General features: G+C 66.3%; 25 protein-coding genes and 1 pseudogene. 12 read left to right on the forward strand and 14 right to left on the reverse strand.

Going from position 1 to position 24,231, the window contains the following annotated elements; genetic code table 11:
- Positions 1-35: 35 nt before the first annotated feature.
- Positions 36-875, forward strand: coding sequence for a class I SAM-dependent methyltransferase (locus G4H71_RS13075; RefSeq protein WP_072737056.1), 840 nt, complete (start codon positions 36-38; stop codon positions 873-875).
- A gap of 30 nt (positions 876-905) precedes the next feature.
- Here G4H71_RS13075 and G4H71_RS13080 read toward each other — a convergent pair whose 3' ends face one another.
- Together G4H71_RS13080 and G4H71_RS13085 are read right to left on the reverse strand one after the other, a co-directional pair.
- The gene (locus tag G4H71_RS13080) at positions 906-2,183 is read right to left on the reverse strand and encodes a fatty acid desaturase family protein (protein ID WP_072737055.1); all 1,278 of its coding nucleotides are present in this window, start codon (positions 2,181-2,183) and stop codon (positions 906-908) included.
- Positions 2,184-2,249: 66 nt separating this feature from the next.
- Entirely contained in the window at positions 2,250-2,405 is a 156-nt protein-coding gene (locus G4H71_RS13085; protein ID WP_169847125.1) for a DUF6131 family protein, read from the reverse strand.
- Positions 2,406-2,624: 219 nt separating this feature from the next.
- On the opposite strand from G4H71_RS13085, the gene G4H71_RS13090 reads away from it, so the two are divergent.
- Together G4H71_RS13090 and G4H71_RS13095 are read left to right on the forward strand one after the other, a co-directional pair.
- Positions 2,625-3,368 (forward strand): TetR/AcrR family transcriptional regulator C-terminal domain-containing protein, encoded by a 744-nt coding sequence (locus G4H71_RS13090; RefSeq protein WP_072737053.1) that lies wholly within the window; start codon positions 2,625-2,627, stop codon positions 3,366-3,368.
- A gap of 132 nt (positions 3,369-3,500) precedes the next feature.
- On the forward strand, positions 3,501-3,902 hold the full coding sequence (locus G4H71_RS13095) for a hypothetical protein (protein WP_072737052.1): 402 nt from the start codon (positions 3,501-3,503) through the stop codon (positions 3,900-3,902).
- Positions 3,903-3,970: 68 nt separating this feature from the next.
- Here G4H71_RS13095 and G4H71_RS13100 read toward each other — a convergent pair whose 3' ends face one another.
- Positions 3,971-4,525, reverse strand: a complete 555-nt coding sequence (locus tag G4H71_RS13100; protein WP_139183206.1) for a TetR/AcrR family transcriptional regulator — start codon at positions 4,523-4,525, stop codon at positions 3,971-3,973.
- Positions 4,526-4,780: 255 nt separating this feature from the next.
- Here G4H71_RS13100 and G4H71_RS13105 point away from each other — a divergent pair, with 255 nt between their 5' ends.
- On the forward strand, positions 4,781-5,668 hold the full coding sequence (locus G4H71_RS13105; RefSeq protein WP_072737050.1) for a siderophore-interacting protein: 888 nt from the start codon (positions 4,781-4,783) through the stop codon (positions 5,666-5,668).
- Positions 5,669-5,708: 40 nt separating this feature from the next.
- On the opposite strand, the gene G4H71_RS13110 is transcribed toward G4H71_RS13105, so the two are convergent.
- Positions 5,709-6,350, reverse strand: a complete 642-nt coding sequence (locus G4H71_RS13110; RefSeq protein ID WP_072737049.1) for a TetR/AcrR family transcriptional regulator — start codon at positions 6,348-6,350, stop codon at positions 5,709-5,711.
- Between the two features lie 117 nt (positions 6,351-6,467).
- Between G4H71_RS13110 and G4H71_RS13115 the strand changes: the two genes are divergently transcribed.
- Positions 6,468-7,859 carry a flavin-containing monooxygenase gene (locus G4H71_RS13115; RefSeq protein ID WP_072737048.1) on the forward strand — a complete coding sequence of 464 codons (1,392 nt, stop codon included), beginning with the start codon at positions 6,468-6,470 and terminating at the stop codon, positions 7,857-7,859.
- Positions 7,856-8,605 (forward strand): alpha/beta hydrolase, encoded by a 750-nt coding sequence (locus G4H71_RS13120; RefSeq protein ID WP_083342994.1) that lies wholly within the window; start codon positions 7,856-7,858, stop codon positions 8,603-8,605. The genes G4H71_RS13115 and G4H71_RS13120 overlap by 4 nt, the downstream gene beginning before the upstream one ends.
- Positions 8,606-8,917: 312 nt before the next feature.
- Here G4H71_RS13120 and G4H71_RS13125 read toward each other — a convergent pair whose 3' ends face one another.
- The 4 genes from G4H71_RS13125 to G4H71_RS13140 all read right to left on the reverse strand — a co-directional run bounded on the left by G4H71_RS13125 (position 8,918) and on the right by G4H71_RS13140 (position 14,731).
- Positions 8,918-10,717, reverse strand: a complete 1,800-nt coding sequence (locus G4H71_RS13125) for an LGFP repeat-containing protein (protein WP_169847124.1) — start codon at positions 10,715-10,717, stop codon at positions 8,918-8,920.
- A gap of 257 nt (positions 10,718-10,974) precedes the next feature.
- Positions 10,975-12,753 (reverse strand): site-specific integrase, encoded by a 1,779-nt coding sequence (locus tag G4H71_RS13130; RefSeq protein WP_175460995.1) that lies wholly within the window; start codon positions 12,751-12,753, stop codon positions 10,975-10,977.
- 458 nt (positions 12,754-13,211) lie between these two features.
- The gene (locus G4H71_RS13135) at positions 13,212-13,556 is read right to left on the reverse strand and encodes a helix-turn-helix domain-containing protein (protein WP_072737045.1); all 345 of its coding nucleotides are present in this window, start codon (positions 13,554-13,556) and stop codon (positions 13,212-13,214) included.
- Positions 13,553-14,731: a tyrosine-type recombinase/integrase gene (locus G4H71_RS13140; protein ID WP_083342996.1), complete on the reverse strand. Its 1,179-nt coding sequence runs from the start codon at positions 14,729-14,731 to the stop codon at positions 13,553-13,555. The genes G4H71_RS13135 and G4H71_RS13140 overlap by 4 nt, the downstream gene beginning before the upstream one ends.
- 153 nt (positions 14,732-14,884) lie before the next feature.
- Here G4H71_RS13140 and G4H71_RS13145 point away from each other — a divergent pair.
- The 3 genes and pseudogenes from G4H71_RS13145 to G4H71_RS13155 form a co-directional block, all read left to right on the forward strand.
- Positions 14,885-15,295: pseudogene (locus tag G4H71_RS13145) on the forward strand (alpha/beta hydrolase); the annotation flags it as partial.
- A 130-nt stretch (positions 15,296-15,425) separates the two neighbouring features.
- Entirely contained in the window at positions 15,426-15,842 is a 417-nt protein-coding gene (locus G4H71_RS13150; RefSeq protein ID WP_072737044.1) for a YciI family protein, read from the forward strand.
- A 54-nt stretch (positions 15,843-15,896) separates the two neighbouring features.
- Entirely contained in the window at positions 15,897-17,180 is a 1,284-nt protein-coding gene (locus G4H71_RS13155) for an RNA polymerase sigma factor (protein WP_072737043.1), read from the forward strand.
- A gap of 13 nt (positions 17,181-17,193) precedes the next feature.
- Here G4H71_RS13155 and G4H71_RS13160 read toward each other — a convergent pair whose 3' ends face one another.
- The 5 genes from G4H71_RS13160 to G4H71_RS13180 all read right to left on the reverse strand — a co-directional run bounded on the left by G4H71_RS13160 (position 17,194) and on the right by G4H71_RS13180 (position 20,627).
- The gene (locus G4H71_RS13160; RefSeq protein WP_072737042.1) at positions 17,194-17,538 is read right to left on the reverse strand and encodes an ArsR/SmtB family transcription factor; all 345 of its coding nucleotides are present in this window, start codon (positions 17,536-17,538) and stop codon (positions 17,194-17,196) included.
- Positions 17,535-18,404 (reverse strand): ketopantoate reductase family protein, encoded by an 870-nt coding sequence (locus G4H71_RS13165; RefSeq protein ID WP_139183208.1) that lies wholly within the window; start codon positions 18,402-18,404, stop codon positions 17,535-17,537. Before G4H71_RS13165 ends, G4H71_RS13160 begins: the two co-directional genes overlap by 4 nt.
- A gap of 39 nt (positions 18,405-18,443) precedes the next feature.
- Positions 18,444-18,818: a VOC family protein gene (locus G4H71_RS13170; protein ID WP_139183209.1), complete on the reverse strand. Its 375-nt coding sequence runs from the start codon at positions 18,816-18,818 to the stop codon at positions 18,444-18,446.
- 61 nt (positions 18,819-18,879) lie between these two features.
- Complete coding sequence (locus tag G4H71_RS13175; protein ID WP_083342997.1) at positions 18,880-19,908, reverse strand: bile acid:sodium symporter family protein; 1,029 nt, start codon at positions 19,906-19,908, stop codon at positions 18,880-18,882.
- Between the two features lie 68 nt (positions 19,909-19,976).
- Complete coding sequence (locus G4H71_RS13180; protein WP_072737039.1) at positions 19,977-20,627, reverse strand: DUF1345 domain-containing protein; 651 nt, start codon at positions 20,625-20,627, stop codon at positions 19,977-19,979.
- A 321-nt stretch (positions 20,628-20,948) separates the two neighbouring features.
- Here G4H71_RS13180 and G4H71_RS13185 point away from each other — a divergent pair, with 321 nt between their 5' ends.
- Both G4H71_RS13185 and G4H71_RS13190 read left to right on the forward strand, forming a co-directional pair.
- Positions 20,949-22,142 carry an NAD-dependent formate dehydrogenase gene (locus G4H71_RS13185; protein WP_072737038.1) on the forward strand — a complete coding sequence of 398 codons (1,194 nt, stop codon included), beginning with the start codon at positions 20,949-20,951 and terminating at the stop codon, positions 22,140-22,142.
- A 16-nt stretch (positions 22,143-22,158) separates the two neighbouring features.
- A complete protein-coding gene (locus G4H71_RS13190; RefSeq protein WP_169847123.1) occupies positions 22,159-22,329 on the forward strand; it encodes a hypothetical protein in 171 nt (56 codons plus the stop codon).
- Positions 22,330-22,406: 77 nt separating this feature from the next.
- Here the strand turns inward: G4H71_RS13190 and cynR are convergent, their stop codons facing one another.
- Entirely contained in the window at positions 22,407-23,300 is an 894-nt protein-coding gene (gene cynR, locus G4H71_RS13195) for a transcriptional regulator CynR (protein WP_072737036.1), read from the reverse strand.
- A 79-nt stretch (positions 23,301-23,379) separates the two neighbouring features.
- On the opposite strand from cynR, the gene G4H71_RS13200 reads away from it, so the two are divergent.
- On the forward strand, positions 23,380-24,174 hold the full coding sequence (locus tag G4H71_RS13200; RefSeq protein WP_072737035.1) for an SDR family NAD(P)-dependent oxidoreductase: 795 nt from the start codon (positions 23,380-23,382) through the stop codon (positions 24,172-24,174).
- Positions 24,175-24,231: the final 57 nt, after the last annotated feature.

A 24,231-nucleotide genomic window follows, 5' to 3' on the forward strand; every position in this document is an offset into this window, starting at 1 on the left:
CGGCCCGACGTCGGGAGAAGAAGTGAGGTGGCGACATGAGCGGTGACGCGGAGGCTATTGCCGCCAACCGGGCGAACTGGGACGACCGGGCCGACGTCCACGCGCGTTCGGACATGTACGACGTCGACGGCTTTCTGGCCGGGCCCGCGGAGATCTCGTCGGTGGTCCGCAACGATCTCGCCGTGTTGGCTCCCCACCTACCGGAATCCGGAATATGTGGGCGCACGCTGCTGCACCTGCAGTGCCATATCGGAACCGATACCGTTTCGTGGGCCAGGCTCGGTGCGGTCGACGTCCACGGCCTCGATCTCTCGCCGAATTCCCTGAGCCATGCCCGCCGTATCGCGGAGGCGGACGGCAGGGAGATCACCTGGGTCGGCGGTGACGCCCGGTTCGCCTCGTCGGTGATCGATCGCCGGTTCGACACGATCGTGACCAGTGCCGGGACGATCGTGTGGCTCCCCGGTCTCATCGAGTGGGCCCGGTCGATCCATGATCTCCTCGAGCCGGGAGGGGTGTTCCTGATCCGTGACGACCACCCGATCCTGGGAGCGATGGCCTTCGAACCCTGGGACGTCACCGACGACTACCTCGGTGGCGGCGGTGCCCGCACCTACGAGGACTCGGGGACCTACACCGCCGACTCCGCCGGGCAGGTGGCGCACGTGACGAACCACGAGTGGCGGCACGATCTGGGGGAGATCGTCGGGGCGCTGCTCGCGGCCGGTCTGCGTATCGAAGCCCTGGAGGAACTTCCGTACATGGACTGGCCGGCCTTCCCCGGCCTCGTTCCCTGCCGGGAGGGGTGGGAGCTCGGTCCCGGGGCACCCCGGATTCCACTGAACTTCGCCGTCGTCGCCCGGCGAACGCGGTGATCGTTCACGCGGTTGCCGGCCCGGTCGATCTCACCGGGGGCCGTGTGCCCGGGCAGGCCGACGGATCCGGCGACGTCTCGGGTGCGGCGCTCGCAGTGCGGTACCGAGCCCGGACCGCCATGCGCCCGGCGGGGGCGGGACGTGCTCGGCCGGGCGGATCCCGGGTGCCCGCGACGCTTCCGTGTCGCGGAACCTGAGTTCCGATGCGGTTTCCGGGGCGTCGTCGGAGTCCGCGACGAGGAACCTGTCGGGAAGAGCGAGTTTGTGGATGGTGCGGAGCACCTGCAGATACTGTCTGGTGAGCGACCCGGTGGTGTACGGAAGATCGAATTCTTCGCACAGGGCACGCACTTTCGGGGCAATGTCTGCGTAGCGATTGCTCGGGAGGTCCGGAAAGAGGTGGTGCTCGATCTGGTAGCACAGGTTTCCGCTCGCGAAGGCCAGAACGGGGCCCGCGCGGAAGTTCGCGGTGCCCAGCATCTGACGGAGGTACCACTCCCCGCGATTCTCGCCCGCGAGTTCCTCGCGCGTGAATTTCTCGGCCCCGTCGGGGAAGTGGCCGCAGAAGATCACCACATATGCCCACAGGTTGCGAAGCAGATTCGCCACGATGCCCGCCGTCAACGTTCGTCGCCAGCGTTTCCCGCTGAGGAGCGGTAGGAGGAGGTAGTCCTTCGCGGCCTGTCGGGAGATCTTTCCGAGCAGCGCCCGCGAATGAGCGGACTTCTCGGCGTCACTGCCGGCACGCTCCCGCTCGGCGTGGAGATCATGGAGGGCGACACCCCATTCGAAGGTGATCGCCAACAACAGGTTCCGCAACGGTTGAAGAAGGTCCGACGGCCGCCACGGCTGGTCACGGGTGATTCGGATGATGCCGAATCCGAGGTCGTCGTCCACGCCGACCACGTTGTTGAACACGTGGTGGCGATAGTTGTGGGAGTAACGCCACTGTGACGAGACGCCTGCCATGTCCCATTCCCAACTGGAGGAATGGATCTCCGGATCGTTCATCCAGTCCCACTGACCGTGGGACACGTTGTGCCCGATCTCCATGTTCTCGATGCTCTTCGCCGCAGCGAGAGCCGAGACCCCGAGCGCCCAGCCCGTCTTCGTCCGGCTACCGACGATCACCAACCGCGCGGCGGCGTCCAGAATGCGCTGGAACGCGATCGTGCGGCGGATGTATGCGGCGTCCGACGCGCCGAGTGAATCGGTGATCTCTCGACGTATGTGGTCCAGTTCGGCGCGCAGGGCCGCGACGTCGTCGGTGTGCAGGTGTGCGTATTCCTTGATATCGGTGATTGCCATCGGTGCCCACCCCGTCCTCCCGACCCGAGCGTGATCGAGTTGTCGCTCGAGGAGACGGGCGTGCGGTCAGTAGTAGTGTCGTCGGCCCGCCACGGCGTGCCCCATCGATCCGAAGAGCATCAACGCCAGTCCGACGACCGCCAGGACCGCTCCGATGAACGTCACGATCGGGACGCTGAAGACGAGCCCCGCGACCACGAGGATGATTCCGACAATGACCATGATGACTCCCTGATCGTGGCCGAGAGACGTGCGTGCGTGGCTGTGACCCACGGGATCTGTGCCCGCCGATCGCGTCGGACTTCCGCGCCGCACTTCGCGGCCTCTGTGGGACGGTGTCGCCCCGTGCAACCGAGTCAACGCCGTATCCCGCGGCCTGTCAACACTGTAGGCCTATGGCAGTGGACTACAGTGGAGAGGTCTCAACGGAGGGAGCGCGTGATGCCGAAGGATTCGGCTCGCAGTTCGAATCCCCGCGGGGTGTCCCCGGGCGACGGCCGGATCACCCGGCACCGCATTCTCGAGGCCGCGCTCGAGATCATCGACGGCGACGGGGTCGAGGGGCTCTCCATGCGACGCCTCGGCAAAGCGCTGGACCGCGACCCGATGACCCTCTACCGGCATGCGCCCAACAAGGCCGCGGTGCTCGACGGCGTCGCCGAGATGGTTCTCGGGCAACTCGAGGTCGACACCGACGACGGCGACTGGATCACGCAGCTGCGCACCGTCGCACACCGATTTCGCAGGCTCGCCCTCGACCACCCCCAGGTGGTGCCGCTCCTGGTCACCAGGCCGCTCTCCACGCCGCTCGGCATGCGTCCGCTGGGGACGCTGAAGCCGCTCGAGGACATCCTCTCCCTGCTCGTCAGTGCGGGATTCACGGCCCCCGGCGCACTGCACGTCTACCGCGCGCTGTTCGGTTTCCTTCACGGTCACGTGCTCGACGAGTTGCAGGAGCTGGTCGAGCGTCCGGAGGAGACGGACGATCTGTTGCGTCTGGGGCTCCATCGACTGCCCGTCGGAGAGTTTCCCCACCTCCGCGGTCTGGCGCCGGTGCTGGCCGCCTACGACGGGGAGTTCGAACTCGAGCGCGGCCTGGACATCCTCTTCGCCGGATTGACGGTCACGCTCACCGATACCGACCCCGACGTCGATCCGGCGGCACCGGCACCGGCACCGATCTGATGCGTAGACCTTCTTCGTAGGTCTACGGTGTTGACACTCGCTGCTCGAGGGCGTTGACTCGTGGTGTACACATCTCGAGGCGCACGTGACGTCCCTGCCCGGAGTGCGCTCGCGACAACGCAAGGAGCCGACATGGCTACCAGCACGCTCGTCTGGATCGTCGTCGCAGTGGTTGCCGCGGTTCTCGTACTCGGCGCCCTCGTATGGGTGGCGCGCAACAGGCGCAACGAACGCCGCCACATCGAGGCCGGGGAGATTCGTGATCTGGCCGAGGAGGAATCGTTCCACGTCGGCCGGCGGGAGGCACTCGCGGACGAGGCGACCGATCGAGCTCGGGTCGCCCGAGCGGAAGCCGACGCCATGGCGGAGGAAGCCGCCGAACTGCAACAGCGGGCCGCCGATCGGCGCCACCTCGCAGCCCACTCCCGGGAGGAGTTGAACCGGCAGTGGGACCGCGCGGACACCATCGATCCCGCGTCGTCGACTCCGGAGGAACCTCGTACCGGCCGCGGCGACGCAGCACGCGGCTCCTGAGGACTCGCACGATCATTCTCGCCCTGGTCGACGAGGGGTGACCCCGGTGTCCGGTAATCTCCTGTCGCTCAGGGGAGTTCGGGCACGATCGCGAGAGCCCCGGTGACGAGGGCGCGCATGGAGAGGCCGAATCCGGCGGTCTCCGGGCTCGGAGCCACGCGCGAGAGCGTGGGCAGGTCGATCCGCCCCGTAAGTTCCTCGCGGGCCCGGTCGTCCCGTGTCGGGTAGATCGTGTCCGCCAAGGCGACGGCGTGTGAGGCCACCGTGGACAGCAGCCAGGACGCCTGGGTCGGGGTGAAGCCGTAGCGCGCCGCAACCTGGCCGTGGTGCTGGTCGATCTTCCTCAGGGCCACCGGTGTTCGGGTGTCCACCCGGGCGAGGTACCAGGCGATTCCCGGGTGGCGATGCACCAGTTCCCGGAGCGATTCCGCGAGCGTGGTGAGGTACTCGGCCACGTCGTCCGCCGCGTCCGCGTCGAGGGGTGGCAACTCCCACCGGTCGAAGATCTCCTCGGCGACGAGCAGTCGAAGGCTGTCGATGCCGTCGACGTGCTTGTACAGCGCGGGAAAGGTCACGCCGAGTCGCTTGGCCAGACCGGTGAACGTGATGAGCGGAAGGGTCATCTCGATCCCGACGTCGGCGATCCGGTCCCGTGTGATCCGGGGTGGACGCCCACGCCCGGGTCGGTCCGGTCGGTTCGCCACCGTCTGTCACCCCGTTTCGTCCGGGCACACCCGTCGCGTGCGCTCCCGCTCATTCTGTCGGGTACGGCTCGTGCATTCCAGGCCGTGTCCCGGAAGGAGTGGACCTTGACCCTTGCCGGTAAATAAGGCTAACCTCATTTAACTAATTGTCACGACGAGGGAGGCCGATCCGCGATGACATCCGGGAATGCGACACACGACGACGAGGCGGTGGCCGACACCGGTGGAGCGTTGAGCGGCGCGGATCATGCGCGCGCGATCGGCACGGTGGAGATGCGTGTCGTCGAGTTACGTCGGCCGGCGCGCCACCTGTTACGGATCGTCGCCGAATCGCTCGTGCCGCTCGAGGACCCGAATTGGTTGCGCCCCAACGTCGCCGTCCGGATCCATCTCGCGACCGTCGGTGACGGCGAGATCTCCCGGGTCTACACGGTCCGCAGCCTCGACCTCGGTGCCTGGCGCATGGAGATCGACGTCGTCCTGCATCCGGGAACGAGCCCGATGATGATGTGGGTGGCCGCGCTCCGGGCCGGCGAGGTGTTCCGGCTGACCGGGCCGAGACCGCACTTCCTCCCTCCCGTCGTGCCCGGACGCCGTATCGCGATGTTCCTCGACGAGACCGCGATTCCCGCCCTGTACGCGATTCTGCGGCAGTGGCCGTCGGGGTCCGAGGCGGTCGGGTGGGTCGAGTCCGCCGATCCGTTCCCGGTCGAGGAACTTCGTGAGGCTGCGGACAGTGCGGGTGTCACGCTGCATCACGTGCGCCGCGACCCGGAGAGCCTGCCGGGAACCACCGGTGCCCTCGTCGCGGCGGCGAGGACGCTCACCGATCCGGCGGGCCATACCGTGTGGGCGGCGGGCGAGCGCGACGAGATGAGGGCGCTCCGGACCCACTTCCGTTCGGAAGTAGGCCTGCCCAAGGACGACGTGGCCGTGTTCGGGTACTGGAAGCACGGGATGAGCACCAGTGAGGTCGACCGGCACCGTCTCGCCCACTACGAGCGGACGCTGGCGGCGGGTGGGAGGATCGACGATCTGGACGACTTCGCCATCGGAGTCTGAGTCGCGTTCCGCACCACGGCGTTCGAGGTTCGAGGTTCGGTCAGCGCACGTAGGGCCGGACGGCGACGGCGATCATCCTCGTGCCCGCGGCCGCGGCCTGCTCCGCGTCGGAGGCTTCCAGCCCCATGACGGAGTCGAGTCCCCGGACGTGGGGCGCGATCGCCAGGTGTGGCAGCAGTACCAGGAGTACTGCCAGGATCGCCTGGGGGTCAGCCTCTCTCGTCAGCTGCCCGTTGTCACGGGCGGCGTCGAGGAGCGGGGACAGCACCTCGGTGTAGTGCTCGTTGACCACCTCGCGGACCGAGGCGCGGGCCGTCTGATCGGGTTCGAGGTTCGTGGCGGCCGTCATCGCGAGGTCGCGGGGATGGTCGTAGAAGTACCGCACCCAGGTCTCGGTGAGGGAGAGCATCGACGAGTAGAAGTCGTCGTTCCAGTGCAACCTGGCTGCCTCGGCTTCGATGGCCGCGCGAATGCGTCTGCTCGCCCGATCGGCCAGGTACACGTACATGTCGGCCTTGTCGGTGAAGTACTGGAACAGGCTCCCCTTGGAGACGCCCGCTTCCCGGCAGATCGTGTTCAGGCTGCCGTGGCTGAATCCTCGTGCGGCGAACTCCGCCTCGGCTGCCTCGATCACCGCAGCCCGTCGTTCTTGCGGAAGTCGCTCCCACGTGGCCGTCGGCATGGTCGATCCCTCCTCTCCGGGCAGCCCTTGACGGGCCGACTTCGCTGATCGTACGCTGTGACCACTGGTCACATGACCACTGGTCACATGAGGGGTCGGTATGCGAGGGAGTCAGGCATGAACGACAACAGTTACCGGGTGTGCGTGATCGGTGCGGGATCGGCAGGCATCGCCGCAGTCAAGGTGCTCGCCGAACGCGGCATCGACGTCGAGTGTTTCGAGCTGTCCGATCGGGTCGGCGGCAACTGGGTCTGGAGAAACAGCAACGGGGTGTCGGCGGCGTACCGGTCCCTCCACATCAACACCTCCCGGCGGCGTATGGAGTTCAGCGACTTCCCGATGCCCGGTGACCTGCCGGACTTCGCGCGGCACGATCAGGTGGCGGCCTACTTCGACGCGTATGCCGACCGTTTCGGTCTGCGCGAGCACATCAGGTTCCGCACCGGCGTCGACCATGTGGAGCCCCGGCGCGACGGCACCTTCGAGGTCACCTTGTCGACGGGGGAGCGGCCGCTGTACGACGCGGTACTGGTCGCCAACGGTCACCATTGGGATCAACGACTGCCGGAACCGATGTTCCCGGGCCTCGACACGTTCACCGGGACGGTGATGCACTCGCACGCCTACACCGCGGAGGAACAGTTACTGGGCCGCAAGGTCGTGGTCGTCGGGATGGGGAACTCGGCGATGGACATCGCGGTGGATGCGTCCTACCACTCCGACGAGACGTACCTGTCGGCGCGGCGCGGGGTTCACGTCGTCCCCAAGTACGTGTGGGGCCGCCCGTACGACCAGATCGGGGGAAGCGAATGGCTGCCCGGTTCCGTCCGCTGGCCGATCGCGCGCCGGCTGATGGCCGCGGCGACGGGGCCGATGGAGAGATACGGGCTGCCTGCTCCCGATCACCGCTTCGCGCAGGCGCATCCGACGATGTCGAGCCGGATACTCGACCGCCTGGCCCACGGTGCGATCACCCCGAAGCCGAACATCGACCGCTTCGACGGTGACCACGTCGTCTTCACCGACGGCAGCCGGGTCGAGGCGGACCTGGTGGTGTTCTGCACCGGCTACAAGATCAGTTTCCCGTTCTTCGACCGTGACTTCCTCGACCCGTCGGGCGACAACGAGGTGGAGCTGTACCGGCGGGTGTTCCATACCACCGTGCCCGGCCTGTACTTCGTCGGGCTGATCCAGCCGCTCGGTGCGATCATGCCCATCGCGGAGCGCCAGTCCGAGCTGATCGCCGATCACCTGCAGGGCGTGTACCGGCTGCCGAGCGCGTCGAGCATGCGCAAGGAGATCGCGGCGCACCGGCGGGGGATCGAGAAGCGGTACGTGGCGTCGAAGCGGCACACCATTCAGGCCGACTACGACGACTACATGCGCACGCTGCGGCTCGAGCGCCGGCGCGGTACCCGTCGCGCGGCCGGCCGGACTCCGGTCGACCGGCCCGTGGCGAGCGCCGCCGCGCGGCGAGCGGCCGAACTCGCCGCGGAGGTGCCCGCATGAGCCGCACCGTGTACTTCACCGTCGACGGGGAACGGTGCGAGGCCGACCTCCATCTGCCCGAGCCGACCGGTGCGGGCAGGCCGCCGATCATCGTGATGGCGCACGGTCTCGGCGCCGTCCGCGCCATGGGACTCGACGCCTACGCGGAGCGCTTCGTTTCCGCGGGCTACGGCTGCCTGGTGTTCGACTACCGCCATTTCGGCGGCAGTGACGGTGTGCCGCGCCACCTCGTCGCCCCGCGGAGACAACAGGCGGACTGGACAGCGGCAATCGACTTCGCCCGCGGTCTCGAGGAGGTGGACGGTGACCGGATCGTGGCCTGGGGAACGTCGTTCGGCGGGGGCAACGTCATCGCGACAGCTGCCACCCGGCCCGACGGGCTGGTCGCCGCGATCGCGCAGTGCCCGTTCACCGACGGTATCGCGTCGACATTGGCGATGAGCCCACGCTCGTCGATGGGTGCCACCCTCGCCGCCGTCCGTGACGTGGTCACCAGCCGTCTAAAGCGAGCGGGTTCGCCGATTCTTGACGGTCTTGTCACCGGAACCGGAACCCATTCGACGATCGACACCTCGACGTGTGCCGGTTCTCCTGGCCTCGCAATGGCAGGCGCATTCCTATCGATGAGCGGCGCGATGGGGACCCGAGGACCGGTAAGAGCGGGTGCAGCGCGAATCAGGCAGCTCGACGGCGCCGGAGGGCGATGTACGCGACGCTCGACACGAGAAAGCAAGCAGCAAGGATGATGGCGAGATAGCCGCGCCAAGGCTCCGGACCGACAACAACAGCCTCCTTCGTGATCACGTCCCGAAAGACACATGTCGCCCCGGGCGGAAACAAGCCCCACGGATCGGTGATGGCAGCTCGGATTCGCTCCGCACGATCGGGTAATAGGTAGTCGAATTGCGAAGGGAAGCCGTAGCGGTCACGACACCAATGCGTCGCCAGCGTTGTTCTTCGGGTGAGATGATCCCAGAGATAGAGCACGACGAGTAGGGCGCCCGACACGAATGCGGTAAGGCCTAGAGCTGTCTTGGCTCGTCGGGCGGCGGTGTCGGTCATGAGGTGATGACTGCGCCTGTGGCGGCAATCCACCGGATCCAGCCACCTTCGAAGTTGACTTGCCGGTCGGCACCGACTGAGAATTCATCGGTTGTCGGTAGGCCGAAACGCCCGTTTTCGTATCCTTGCCTACCGTATTCGTCGAAGATCGCCCCATAGACACCGTGTGCCCCGGTGGTCGGCGACCAATAGATGTTGCCAGTCTCGAATCGATTGAACTTGCAGTCGGGTCGAGTCGGACAATTGAGTTCGTCACTGGTGGGGTATCGGAGGGGGCCGCTGGCTTCACTCAGGGCGATGTAGTGGGTTCCGATAGCGCCGTGGACTGCCCAGGCGTCGGTGTTGGGGTGCCAGTAGATGCGGCCGTTCGCGAAGTTTTGTTGGCGTCCATCCCCTGGTCCTGGATACTCCCAGGTTTCACAGGTCCCGAGAGGGCCTGCTGCGCTGTTGTTGCGACGATATGCATCTCCGATGCGCCCGTAGGCCGCACATTGCGCCTGCACCCACTCGGCTATGGCGGTGTCATATTGCCAGTGCCACGAGCCAGGAAATGGTTTTCCCGTTCCCGTTCGGAGAAGACTTGTTCCACCGTAACCGCGATCGATGTTGAGTCCCATGCAGGTGGTATTCGGGTTCACTCCTGGTGGGCAATCGTTGCTTGGGGCTTGCAGATCCGAGTTCACATCTGTTCCTGCGTCATTTCCCCGGGGGGTTCGGATCTCGGTGAAGATGCGGAACTCTTGGCCGTACGACTGGAGCCGATTGGGGTAGCCGATGCCGACTGCGAGTTCCATTTCTTTGCAGCTGTCGGTGCTGTTTTCCCAGTCGAGGTAGGACCTGTACACATCCGGGTCGTTGTTCGGAATCATTATGGTCCAGGACAACACGTTGTTTGCGTCGACGCGGCGAGCCCAGTAGCCTGTCTCGCTTGATGTGTCGGGGCAGTATGGGCGTATTCCAGGAAGCAGGTTCTCATTGACCTGTTTGTCTCCGATCTCAAGACCGAAGTCATCGATGATGGCCCACGGGTAGTCGGTCGAGCCGTCCCAAACGAGGTCATGTCGGATGGTGGCGACACTGGATTCGAACTCCCACGCGGTGCTGTTCGCGTAAGCAGGGCTCCAGGCGGCATTGTCGCCTTCTGCTTGAACACCCACTTGAGGTTGTTCGGATCGCGACGCAGGCGGAGGCGCGATCTCTGGTTGCTGCGGTTGTCCCGCCGTCCCGCCCTCAGGTAATCCGCCGGCCATACTGTCGACTTTGTCCTGCAATGCGTCGCTGACGATGGGGACCGTGGGCTCAGCGGTTCGAGCATTCGGCTCTGAGGGCCCGCTGGTTCGCGGTTGCCTCACCACGATCGCGGTGATCGCCGGGGTGAAGCCATACGGCGACGTGGCGGCATCCAGTTGAGCGATGACATCGGCATCCGACTGGCCTTCTGCCACGGAGACGCCGCCGGCTGCACCCATCGTGGTGTACTGCAGTCCGACCAGGTCGACGGTGGTGCGTAGCGTCAGGGCATCCCCGACCGAAACGGGATGTGGTAACTCGACGACGACCTGCTCGGTCTCGGATGCAGTCGATTCCGTATCTGACGGCGTTTGATTCTCTGAAGTCTCTCCTGTGGCAGGTACCACTGGGCTCGGGGTTGCGGCGACACCGGGAGATGACGGCGGAGCTTGAGTAGTGGCTGTGACGCCCGGCGATTCGGGCGTGGTGCTCGTTGATGGATAGCGTTGGCTGCTATCCGATTCGGCGGTCGACGTAGGAGGGGATGCCGGCTGTGCTACAGCCACGCCGGCTCCTGAAGCAACCAGGAACGTTGCAAGGGAGACAGTGGCCAGACCAGATCGAAATCCGAAGTGCGACCGGTCCGTCAGAGGATTCCCTCGTACATGCTTGGCCATCTCATGCCCTACCTATCGGAGTAATCGCTCAACGGAGCCTGTCGCTGTCGGGACAGTAACAACTATCGACACTTCTGACACACAGATCACAAGAGTTTCATTCAGTACCGAAGCGAACGGGCGCATCTCATTCATGTCGCGGCCATCTAGCGGCGCACGATCGGTGCGGGGTGTGCTGCGTGTAGGTAGTGCATGGCGGTGGGAACGGTGATGCCGAACAGTCTGATGAGCAGGATCGGGTCCTCGGTCGTGGTTGCTTCGTGCAGGATTCGGTCGCTCCGAACGCGGTGGGATTGCAGACCCAGTCGCCGGAACGTGGTGGTGATGGTGAGGGCGGCCTGTGGTGGGGTGTTGGCCGCGTGCGCGCCGTATGAGGAGATCAGCAGATGGGGGTTCGGGCTCGCCGGCCACATCGCGTGGCGGTGGCGGAGCCACCTGCCGATCAGTGTTTGGGTGAGGTCGTCGAGGTAGAGGATTCGAGTGCGGCCTCGTGGACGCACGACGGTAAGGGTGCCTGCGTGATTGTCGAGCAAGTCCATTCGCAGGGACCGGATCTCCTCGACGTTGAGAGCGTGGACCGCGACAAGCGCGACGATCAACTGCGCTCGCGGGTCTTCAGCACGTTCTATGAGGCCCCGGAGCTGGTCATCTCGTAGCGGCGTCGGGAGCGGAACAGCGCGGGAATTCGTGACCGCGCGGGTCGGGTCGCTGGGCAGAATCCGCTCTGCCTTCAAGATTCCGAAGATGCTGCGCAAGCCGAGCAGCCTGTGATACGAGGCTGATCCGGTGACCTGGCGCACGCCGTCGAGGATCTGGTCTTCGGTGACGTCGCGGAGGCTTCGGTGCCGGGTGCTCCAGGTGTTCAGCAGAGGTCGGACTGCGTAGAGATGGTTCCTGATCAGCTTCCATGAGCGTGGCTTCCGTCTGCGCCGCCCCTGTCCCCGCATTGCCTGAACCCAAGCGTGGATCTCGGTGGCGAAGTGGTCGGGATACTGGTCGACGTGCGTGGTGACCCAGAGTTCGCTGGCCGTGGTCGTGGGGTCAGGCACGAGTAGGTCGTGGGCGGCGAGGAAAGCTATGGCGCGGTTTCCGGTCCCCTTGTCGAGGTTGCGGCGTAGAGGGCGTAGAGCTCGGATGTCGGCTTCACGGATGGGCATCTCGGCGCCGATCCAGCGCAGGAGCACGGTCAACGTACGGACACTCAACGTCGTCGTGGTGTGGTCCCATCGCCGCTCGCGCGCGAAGGCGCGCATGGCCTCGATCATGGCCTGTGATTGGCCTGTCAGGGCTGGCAGGTTCTCGTCGGGGGGAAGGCGGGTCCAGTCCCGTTCACAGTCGAACAGGTGCAGCTGGCCTACTCGGACGAGGTGTTCGGACGGAGCGTGCGTGGGCGTGGCCGCTTTTGCGCGGCGGTTGACCTCCGCCCTCGAGGTGAATCGTGGTCCGAGCGCGCCACCGAAAGTGAGCTGAATGGGCGTGGGCTCGTCGCTGTTGTCGATTCGGTGTTGTCGTGCGATGGCACACATCCGGCACAAAGGGATGCCGGCCCTGTCGGCGACAGCGATCGGCTCACGCCGACACCACGTGCAGCATCCCGCCTGGTGTTTGAGTCGCCAGGCTCGGCAAGGTGGGCACACTGGTTCGTTGCCCCAGCTCAAGCAGTCCAGGCAGGATCGAGGTTCAGTGTCCACGAAAGCCCGCGGCCCGGCCTCCACTAGCCCGAAGGGAGCCAGGACTGCATAGGCGTCGGTTCCTCGGGGCGCAGTTCTGATCCATGACCGCGGCACTCGTTCCAGGCCATCCGCGCGGGCGGCAGCGAGCAGCAGATTCGCGATCCGCCTGGTGCCCTGACGCCTGATCGTGTCGTGTCCGAACTCGCGGGCCCGTCGCTTGACCTCGGCGGCGACGATCTCGAATCCGGGCAACCACCGTCCGTCGATCCGCGCCCCGAGTGAGTGCGAGAAGCGCCGCGGCGGACGGACCAGCATCAACTGGCCCGGTGGCAGTGGCGGGCAGATCGACTCGTCTTCGACAGGAGGGGTGGTCGATGACCACACCCACGGTGGCCGTGGATCCCGGACGGCGGACCGCTCGGGTCGGCCGACACCAGGAAGGATCAGAATCAGTTGCGCAGGAGGCAAAGGCCGTCGTTCGCGGCGAGCGTCGACGTCGTTGACGAGGTAGCACCGTCGGCAGACATGATGAGGGTTGACAGTCTCGGTAAAGCCACATCGATTACATTGTCCGATAAACGAATTCGTTCGATTCCATACCTTGCACGGCGGGCATCGGCCGTCTGCGCCGATATGTCCCCATCCGTGGCAGACCAGGCATTCACCGACGGCGCGTTCTCTCCCACCCTCGTCTCCCGCCGGTCGCCTGGTCAGTTGGGGGGTAGGGCGCGGGGTCCGCGCTTGCCTCGTTGGGGCGTCGGCCGGACAGGGTGGGATTCGTCGTCCCGCGTCAGGGGACTGTCTCCGCCGCTGGCGGCTCGCTCCTCACCGACTCGGGCGGCGGGTTCGGGCTCGAGGAGGTCCGAAATGCTGCACTCCAGCGCGGCACAGATCAGGTCGAGTTCGTCGAGGCGCAGCGAGATCGGTTTCTTGCTCCACAGCTGGGCGACTTTACTCAACGACGGCTCGAATCCGACCTGTCTGAACGCGACCAACAGTTCGCTGGGGCGCCAGATGTCCCGCCGGGCAGCCGCCCATCGTAGATTCCACTTCATCCCAACCTCCCAGGATCGATCATCAGTCGCTGGACCGCGCGACCGGACGACGCCAGACTGGCGTGCTCAGGGTCGGCTTGGGCAGTCGACAGGTATCCGACCGTCGTCGTTGCTCGCTCATGACCGAGGAGTCGCTGCACTTCCCACAGCCCCATCCCCCGTTCGTAGTTGTGGGTCGCGCAGGCGTGACGCAGAAGGTGTGGGTGCACCCTCGATACCGGCCCGGTCAGAAACTGTGTACTCGCCCGATGCAGGGCGCGACGGAAAGTCGCCGGAGTCACCGGAGACGCTGCGGTAACAACACCGGTCATGCTCAACGCTGTCGGTATCCGTTCGGAGGGAAACAGGGGCGCTCGTGGGTCGTCGCTGAATTCGCCCCGGACCTGCTCGATGTACCACCACAGCAGTTCCCGTCCGTCCTCGAAGAGGTAGGCAAATCGATCGCGGGGTCCCGATCCATGAGATCCCTTCCCGTGCACCATGATCCGTCCCCATTGACCCAACTCCCAGTGCACATCGGTGATCCTCATCGCGCACAGCTCGGCCGAACGGACACCCGACATGTATGCCAGTCGGGCCATCACATAGTCACGGCAGGAAACCGACCACTTACGAGCCGAGACCAGGGACTCACGCCACCGAGCGAAGAACTCGCGCATGGCCCGCTGCGACGGTGGAACACGCAGACCGAAGTCACCCCGGTGCACCGGCCGGTTGAACTCATCGACCGGCGACTCGACCACGACACCGAACCGGCGGCTGATCTCTGCCCCGTAGCGCTGTTCGAGGAACGCGAAGTAGCCGTCGATGCGGCTCATTTTCAATCTGACGGTACTCGTGGCCCGCTTCCCCGGCCCCGAGAAGTACTGATCCAACTGCCGTGGCGATAGGCGCCACGGCACTTCGTTGAAGAAATCGCACACCTCGATTACCGGCTTCACCAGCTGGTCGAGCGTGCTGCGCGCCAAACCTGCAGCGTCACGTGCCCACCGATACTCCGCGACCGTGTCGACGAAGAACCCGCGCTCCATATCGAAAGCAGAGCCGTCGAGCTGCGGCCGGTGGAGCGCCACCACTTCGGCCAACTCGGTGTCGCCGATCACCTCGGTTCCGTCGAGACGCAATTCCTGGACATTCAACACCGTACTCAGGTGTCGACTATCGGAATCCGTCATGAATCGGAAGATTACCGCAGTAACTCATGGATTTCGTGACTTTGAAGCGAAATCCTACGACTATGACACGGCGGGCGGTGCAGCCTTTCTACCTGGACGAAGCTTCGCATACCCCCATCCGGATGCCGGAGGAACTTGCACGTACTCCGGTAGCTCGGCGGAGAACCCCACACGATCGCGACGGCCGGTCCGCCTCGGACCACCGCGCTGATGACCGCACCCGACGCCGAACCCGGCTATCTGGCGCTGGTCCCGGCGGGCAGCGACTTCCGCAACGAGGTGGTCGCCCGTGCCGCGTTCGACATCCTGCGTTACCGGCCCGGACGTCGGGCTTCGCGCATCGAGGTGCCGATCCTCTTCGCCGTCTGCGAGACCGACTCCGTCGCACCGGCCGGCCCCACCCTGCGCAGTGCGGCCACCGCGCCTCGCGGGGAGGTCGTCACCTACGCCGACGGACACTTCGCCATCTATTCCGGCGACGCGTTCGAACGCGTGGTCCGGGACCAGCTGGCCTTCCTCGGCCGCCACGTCCCCGTCGGCCCGGCCACCGGCTCCTCCGACTGACGTCACGTCTCCTCCCACCGGCATCACGTCGAGGAATTTCTCTCGGAAGTGTCGATTCGATGTGCCACCCGTTCGACCTAGGGGTGGCAGGGTTCGAGAAGGAGCCCGGATACCCGAGGAGACGAGAATCATGAAGTACATGCTGATCATGCGCGGCACCGACGAGACCGTCGCGGCGTTCCAGGATGTCGATGTCGACGAGATCATGGACTCGATGGGCCGGTTCAACGACGAGATGGTCCGGGCCGGGGTGCTGCTGGCCGCGGAGGGCCTGGATCCCGAGCCCGGGGTGGTCGTCGACTACTCGTCCGAGCCGCCGGTGGTCACCGACGGTCCGTACGGCGAGACGAAGGAACTGTTCGGCGGCTTCTGGATCCTCGACGTCGCGTCGAGGGAGGAGGCCGTCGAGTGGGCGAAGCGCGCCCCGATGGCCGGGCCGGGCAGCAAAGCCGAGATCCGCCGGGTCACCACGATCGACGAGTTCCCGCAGGACAACGAGTGGATCCGGAAGGAACGGGAGTGGCGCGAGGCCACGGGTCAGCTGTGACGAACTGCGAGTGGCGGCGGCGTGACTCGACGGGCGACACCGGGGCGACGGGCGATGGCCGATCACCCCGGACGTGAGGCCGTCGCCGCGGTCTGGCGGATCGAGTCGGCTCGGATCGTGGGTGCGCTCGCCCGGTACACCGGCGATTTCGCGTGGGCCGAGGACCTCGCTCAGGAGGCACTGGCCGAGGCATTGGTGACCTGGCCGCGAGACGGCGTGCCCCGCAATCCGGCGGGATGGCTGCTCACGGTGGGTCGTCGCCGGGCGATCGACGGCTTCCGGCGTCGCTCCGCTCTCGACGAACGCCATGCCGCCCTCGCACGCGATCTGGGCGACGGCGGTGCCGTGTCCGGAAGCAGGCCGGCCCAGCACAGCCGGGACGACGACGTGCTGTGGGATCCGGACCGGATCGACGACGACGTCCTCGCGCTGATGTTCCTCGCCTGCCACCCGGTGCTCCCGCGGGAGGCGCGGGTCGCGCTCACGTTGCGCGTGGTGGGCGGATTGACCAGCGACGAGATCGCCAGGGCGTTCTTCGTTCCAACCCCCACGGTCCAGGCTCGGATCACCCGGGCGAAGAAGACCCTGGGGGCGGCTCGGGTGCCGTTCGAGGTGCCGGCCGCCGCCGACCGGGCCGAACGGCTCCCCTCGGTGCTGGGCGTGGTCTACGTGATCTTCACCGAAGGGTCCTCGGCCAGCTCCGGAGACGAATTGATCCGAGTGGATCTCGCCGGCGAGGCGCAGCGGTTGGCTCGCGTGCTGGCCCGGCTGGTTCCCGACTCGGCCGAGGCACACGGGTTGCTGGCTCTGTTCGAACTGACTGCGGCTCGGTTTCCCGCCCGTACCGGCCCCGGCGGTGAACCGGTACTCCTCGAGCATCAGGACCGTCGGCGCTGGGATCGCGCGGCGATCAGGCGCGGCCGGGCCGCACTCGAGCGTGCCGAACACACCGGGAGGGGTCTCGGCGCGTACGGCCTCCAAGCGGTGATCGCCGAATGTCACGCCGTCGCACCGTCGGTCGAGGAGACGAACTGGGAGCGCATCGTGCTCGTCTACGAGGCGCTCGGCCGGATCGCACCCTCGCCGGTGGTCGATCTCAACCGGGCAGTGGCGGTGTCGATGGCACAGGGACCCGCTCCGGCGCTCGCGCTCGTCGACGAACTGGTCGCGGACGGCGCTCTGGCATCGTCCCCTCTGCTACCGACCGTGCGCGGCGAGTTGCTCGTGAGGCTCGGACGGGTGGACGAGGCGCGCGCCGAGTGGGAGAGTGCCGTGCGGTTGTGCGGCAACACCCGTGAGCGAGTGGTGTTGCTGCGCAAGCTGGCCGACCTCGGCTGACGAACGGCCAGGTTCAGCCGGCGTCGTCCGCCGACGCGCACCGTCGCAGTTCGTCGGTCAGTCGTCCCAACGCGGCCAGGTGTCCGCGGTCGAGGGTGATCCGATAGCGGCGCTCCGTGCCGTGGCGGGAGTCGGTCGCGATGTGGGTGGTCTTCAGCACGGACAGGTGGCGCGACACCGTGGACTGCGGAAGGCCGGTGGCATCGACGATCACGGACACGGAGACCGGTTCGCCTTCGGCGCGAAGCAGTACGCGCACGATCTCCTGCCGGGTCGGGTCCGACAGGGCCTTGAACACCGGGAGAAGTGCGCCGAGTTCGTCGCTCACCGACGCGGGTTCGGCCGCGCCGCCGGTCATGTCGTCGTCCTGGACTCGACGAGCAACTCGGCGAGGACGGGGGTGGTCGCGGATCCGGCCTCGATCCAGTCCTCCAGCAGGGTTTCGGTCTGACGTCGTTGCCGGGCAAAGTGTTCGGCGGCGTAGGTGCGGAAGTCGAACGGCACCAACGTGGGGACCGCGCGGAGCGCGAGCCCCACCGTCCATGTCGGGGGCGCCACCCGAATCGGGGCTCCGACTGCTGCTCGGGCCTCGCGTGCCCCGGCGAGGGCACGGCCCGGTTGCCGGGCCAGCCGGTCCCAGTCCCCACCGAGGATGGTCAGTTCGGCCATGAACGGCATCGTCAGCGCGGCTTGCGCGAGAATGTCCCGGAGTTCGCCGACCTTCGCGCGCGTACCCGCCTGCGTGAACCAGGTTCGTACCGTGCCGGCGCCGGCGCCCGACACCGTGACGAGTGGGCTCCTCGGTGGCACCCAGTAGCCGGTGCCGGCCGAGCTCTCACCCCGGACCGCGAGGAACCCGGGGGCGAGCACGACGAGGCGTTCCGCGCCGACGAGTGACCGGAGACGTCGAATCTCGCTGGGAACCTGACTGACGGTGCCGAACAGAGGGGCCGGGTGTGCCGCCGAGATGTGTGCGACGACGTCCTCGGTCTCCGACACGGCTCCGGTCAGAATCACCGCGTCCCAATGCCCTTCGGCCACGTCGTCGAGTGCCCGGGTCGTGACGACGGCTGCGTCGGCCCTCGCGGATCGCCGGGAGAGCGGAAACGCTCCGTGGACCTGCATCGGTCCGCGTCGGGAGCCCAGAACGATGTCGTGTGAGCCACCGAGCGTGGTGGCCAGAACCGTGCCGACGGCGCCGGCTCCGACGATCAATATCCTCATCCCCGGTACACTACCCATATATCCGGATATGCGGGTATATCAGCCTTCCTTCACCAGGCAGAACGGGTGGCCGGCCGGGTCGAGGAAGACCCGGAAGCTGTCCGGGGTGGGCTGGATCTCGGCCTTGCGCGCCCCGATCGCGAGTACCTGCTGCTCGCCGGCGTCCAGGTCGGGGACGTCGAAGTCGATGTGTGCCTGCTGCGGATGGTCGTTGCCGGGCCACACCGGCGGTCGGTGACCACGCACCTGCTGGAACGCGATCGTCGCGCCCGCCGGGCTCACGAGTTCCACCCAGGACGGGTCGCCGTCCCAGGGGCGGATCGGCCAGCCCGTGATCGCACTGTAGAACTCGGCGAGCGCCACCGTGTCCGGGCAGTCGAGGGCTGTGAGTGAGAATCGCGCGATACCGGGCACCGGAACTCCAGGGGTTGTCGGGTCGTCGTCCCCTCGATGGTAGGGCCCGGGCCTCCCGAGGTCAGGGTGAACCGTCCTCGGTGGCGAGTGTGCGGCGGTATCTGTTCGCCAGCCAGGCGCCCATCATGAGCTGGACCTGATGGAACACCATCAGCGGCAGGACGATCTGGCCGACGGGCTGTCCGGCGAACAGCACTGCCGCCATGGGTAGTCCGGAGACGAGCGCCTTCTTCGTTCCGCAGAACTGGATGGCCCGGACGTCGGGGCGTTCGAAACCCATTCGCTCCGCCGCGAATCGAGTGAACCACAACATGAATGCGACGACGGCCATCGACAGCAGGGTCAACTGGAGCAGTGCGGTGCGGGCAACCGATTCCCAGACGCCGTCTCGCTCTCCGGCCGAGAACGCGGAGTACACGATGAGGACGACCGATTCTCTGCCGACGTATTTCAGCGTGCCCGCGTGACGGGCCACCCAACCGCTGACCAGCGGACGCGCCAGCTGGCCCAGGACGAACGGCAGGAACAGTTGTACGGCGATTCCGAGTGCTGCCGAGCCGGGGGAGCCCATCTGTCCCGTGGTGGACATCAACACGAATGCCAGTGCAGGAGTGAGGAACATTCCGAAGAGATTGGACGCAGAGGCGCTGGTGATCGCGCCCGGCACGTTGCCTCCCGCGAGCGCGGTGAACGCGATCGAGGCCTGGACGGTGGAGGGAACCAGGCAGGTGAACAGGATGCCGGCGTACAGGCGAGGATCGAGTACGGCATCGGGAACCCACCGTAGTGCCACCCCGATGACGGGGAACACGACGAAGGTGAAGGTGAGCACCGTCAGATGCAGCCGCCAATGCGTGAGTCCGGCGACGGCGTCCCACGGTGCGATGCGGACGCCGTACAGGAAGAACAGCACGCCGATGGAGAAGCCGGCGAGGCCGTCGACCCAGGGCACCGCCGGGCCCGACACGGGAAAGACGAGGGCGACGATCACCGCCGCGTGGACGGACAGGATGAATCCGTCGAAGCCGATCATCCGGAGGAAGCTGCCGACCTGTCTCCGGGAGAGAGTGCCGAAACATCTTTCGCGCATGGGTGATCCCCGGCCCTTTCCCTCGAAGAACTCTCGAGTCCTTGTGCCAGTGGTGTCGGCCGGTGTGGTCAGCCGGTGACGATGCCGGCGACCAGGTTGATCGCCGTCGCGAGAATGACCGCGCCGAAGACGTACGACAGCAGGCAGTGACGCAGCGTGACCGCCCGGATTTCCCGGCTCGACACGTCGGTATCGGAGACCTGGTAGGTCATGCCGAGGTTGTAGCTGAAATAGAAGAAGTCGCGAAATGCCGGTGGATCGGTGGAATTGAAGTCGATTCCACCCTTCGCTGCCGGATCGCCCGCGCCCTCGTAGTAGAGGAACGCGTAGCGCGTCGCGTACATCAGATGCAGACACGCCCAGGTCATGAATACTCCGAACAGGGCGGCGGCGGCCTGTGTCGCTCCGGCCTGCGACCCGCCCGCCACCTGCAGGGCGACGATGCCGCCGAGCCCGCCCGATGCGGCGGCGACGACGACGAGTTCGTCGGTGAGCGGGCTGAAGTCCTCGCGCCTGATGTTGCGGTGGGTGTCCTCCGGGCCCATCGGCCACAGCACTGCCCACCCTGCGGCGACGAACGCCGCCGCTGCTGCCGCGATGCCTGCGAGTGCACCCAGCGCGGCGGAGGCGGTCAGTGCGCCGACCGCGCCCACCGCGAGGCCGAGAAGCAACGAAATTCCGAGCCGGGGGACAGCCGAGGTGGGGAGTCGCACTCGCATACCGTCGTCCTCCTCGTAGTCGTTCCGGTGTCGAGCGCCGTGTCTTTCGTGACGAATTACGGGAAAGCGAGCTCGTGAAAACAACCGTATTTCTCCCCGGACCGGCATGTCAATATCGACAAGATCACCTATAGCCTCGAACGATACCGGCTATACGCTGGTCTTATACGCCCTGTTCGGCGGGAATGAATTCGCCGATATAGACGCGAACGATAACGGCTGTCGCTGCGGCCTATTTGCCGATTCCGGGCCGTCGGAGTATTTCTGGAAATGCGGTCGCGAAGTGAATGAATTCTTACAATTCGGAACGGTGGCCTTGCCATGGCCAAGATTCTCGTCGTCCTGTATCCGGACCCTCTGGACGGTTATCCACCTGCCTATGCCCGCGACAGCATTCCCGCGGTCACGGACTATCCGGACGGACAGACCCTGCCGAGCCCGTCCGGTATCGACTTCACCCCGGGTGAGCTCCTCGGATCGGTCTCGGGTGAACTCGGATTGCGCCGGTTCCTCGACGAGGCCGGGCACGAGCTGATCGTCACGAGCGACAAGGACGGTCCGGACTCGGTGTTCGAGCGCGAGCTCCCCACCGCCGATGTCGTGATCTCCCAACCGTTCTGGCCGGCCTATCTCGATGCCGCGCGGATCGACAAGGCGAAGAAGCTGAAGTTGGTCGTGACTGCCGGTATCGGATCCGATCACGTCGATCTGGATGCCGCGATGCGCCGGGGGATCACGGTCGCCGAGGTGACGTACAGCAACTCCATCAGTGTGGCCGAGCACGCCATGATGCTGATCCTCGACCTCGTGCGGAACTTCGTCCCTTCCCACGAGTGGGTGACCACGAAGCGCGGGTGGAACATCGCCGATTCCGTCTCCCGCTCCTACGATCTCGAAGGGATGGATGTCGGTGTCCTGGCCGCAGGCCGTATCGGCATCGCGTTGATGAAGAGGTTGGCGCCCTTCGGTGTCCACTTGCACTACAACGACAGGCGGCGGCTGCCCGCCGAACTGGAGAAGGAACTCGACCTCACCTTCCATCCCGATGTCGAGTCCCTCGCGACGAACGTCGACGTCCTGTCGATCCATGCCCCGCTGACGAACGAGACGCATCACCTCTTCGGTGACGCCCTGATCGGGAAGATGCGGCGAGGCTCCTACATCGTGAACACGGCGCGTGCCGAGATCATGGAACGTGACGCCGTCGTCCGTGCTCTCGAGACCGGTCACCTGGCCGGCTATGCCGGCGACGTGTGGTACCCCCAGCCTCCGGGCCCGGACCACCCGTGGCGAACGATGCCGAACAATGCGATGACCCCGCACATCTCGGGTACGTCGTTGTCGGCCCAGGCGCGCTACGCCGCCGGCACCCGGGAGATCCTCGAGGCCTTCCTCGACGGGAAGCCGATCCGGGACGAGTACCTGATCGTCGAGGGCGGCACGCTCGCCGGGACCGGAGCCAAGTCGTACAGCACGGACGGAAAGGGCACACCGGGTAGCTCCGGTGACGCGTGACGGGGGAGGCGTGGACATGAGCGACTGGTACTACGAGGTCTCGACGGGCCGGGTCACCCGCGGCAAGGTGCCGGGAGTGTTCGACAGGATGGGTCCGTATCCGAGCGAAGAGGCGGCGCGAGATGCTCTCGCGCTGGTCCGAGAACGCAACGAGGCCGCAGACGAGGCCGAGCGGGAACAGGCGTAGCGCCGGTCGCGCAGGTGCATCGGTCGGCGGACGCTCGTCCGCCGACCGATGTCGCCGTCCGCGATGCTCTGACCGAGTCACAGCCGAAGGTCGACGACCACCTTCGACACGACGTCGTCGAAAGCCCGAGCCGCCGCACTCCGATACGCGGTGGTCCGGGTCAACAGCTCGATCCCGCGGGTCGGCAGCTCCGGTTCGAGTGAGATCGGTGCGAGGTAGTCGGCGTGGCCGTCGGCGATGGCGCCGGGCAGGATCGTTGCCATCGCACCGCGGCGGACCACCTCGAGCAGTGCGCCGATCGAATCGGCTTCGAGGACGACGTTCGGCGTGATGTCCTGCTCGGAGAAGTAGTCGTCGATCCGCATGCGGGTGGCGAAGTTCGGGGTGAGCAGCGCGAGGGGTACGCGGGCGAGATCGCCGATCGGCAGAGGAGACTGCCGACGCGCGAGGGGGCTCACCGAGGATGCGACGAGCCCGAGCCTCTCGATGAACAGTGGGGACGAACGGATTCCGGCGGTCCGAGATTCGCCGAACCCGATCCCGAGGTCCACGGTGTCGGTCAGCAGGGCCGCCTCGATCCGCGACTGGGAGGCCTCGGTGACCGACAGTGTGATTCCCGGATACGACCGGTGGAATCGGTGGAGCAGCGGCCCGGTGAGATACGCGGTGATCGTCGGGATGACCGACAGCCGCACCTGTCCGCGGGACAGATCCTGGACGTCGTGTACCGCTCGCTCTCCGGCTTCGAGCTCGCGTAGCGCCAGCCGCGAATGGCGAGCGTATGCCTCGCCCGCATCCGTGAGCCGTACCGAGCGTCCGGAGCGGTCGAGGAGCTGAACACCCAGACCGGTCTCCAGTTGCTTGATCTGCTGGGACAGCGTCGGCTGCGACACCTGCAGCGCCTCCGCCGCCCTGCTGAAGCTGCCGTGGTCGGCGACGGCGAGGAGGTAGCGGACGTGGCGGAGCTCCATGCCTGCAACTATAGAACCGAGCGATGGCAATCGTCCGTGTGTTCGGTTCGGTCTATCGGGCTGCCGCTACCGTGGAGCCATGCGCATCGACCTCTCGGGAAAGACCGCACTCGTCACCGGATCGACGCAGGGCATCGGCTCCGCGATCGCGGCAGCACTGGCCGATGCCGGAGCGCAGGTGGCGGTCAACGGTCGACGTCCTGAGGCGGTGGACACGGCGATCGAGGGCTTGCGCAGTGCGGAGCCTGCTCGGGATCTGATACCTGCGCCCGGCGACGTGACGACGGAGGAGGGCGCCGCCGCCGTGTCGGCCGCGCTGCCCCACGTCGACGTCCTCGTCAACAATCTGGGGATCTTCGGCAGTGCACCGGCGTTGGAGATCAGCGACGACGAATGGCGCCGTTACTTCGAGACCAACGTGCTCAGCGCAGTCCGTCTGACTCGGTCGGTTCTGCCCGGCATGATGGAGCGCCGGTGGGGCCGGGTACTGAACATCGCCAGCGACTCCGCGATCGTCATTCCGGCCGAGATGATCCACTACGGCACGTCGAAGACCGCCCTGCTCGCGGTGTCCCGCGGATTCGCCAAGGAGGCTGCGGGTACCGGCGTCACGGTGAACTCCGTGATCGCCGGCCCCACCCACACCGGCGGTGTCGAGGACTTCGTCTACGAACTCGTCGACAGCGCGCTGCCGTGGGAGGAGGCGCAGCGTGAGTTCATGCTGAAGTTCCGTCCACAATCGTTGTTGCAGCGTCTGATCGAGCCGGAGGAGATCGCGAACATGGTTGCCTACCTGTCGTCCCCGCTGGCCTCGGCCACGACCGGCGCGGCGGTCCGTGTCGACGGCGGATACGTCGACTCGATCCTGCCCTGACCCGATGATCGTCCCTGAGATTCGGCGGTCCGTGAGATCGTCGGGGAACGAGCGAAT

Source organism: Rhodococcus triatomae (assembly GCF_014217785.1).
GTDB classification, from domain to species: Bacteria; Actinomycetota; Actinomycetes; order Mycobacteriales; family Mycobacteriaceae; genus Rhodococcus_F; species Rhodococcus_F triatomae.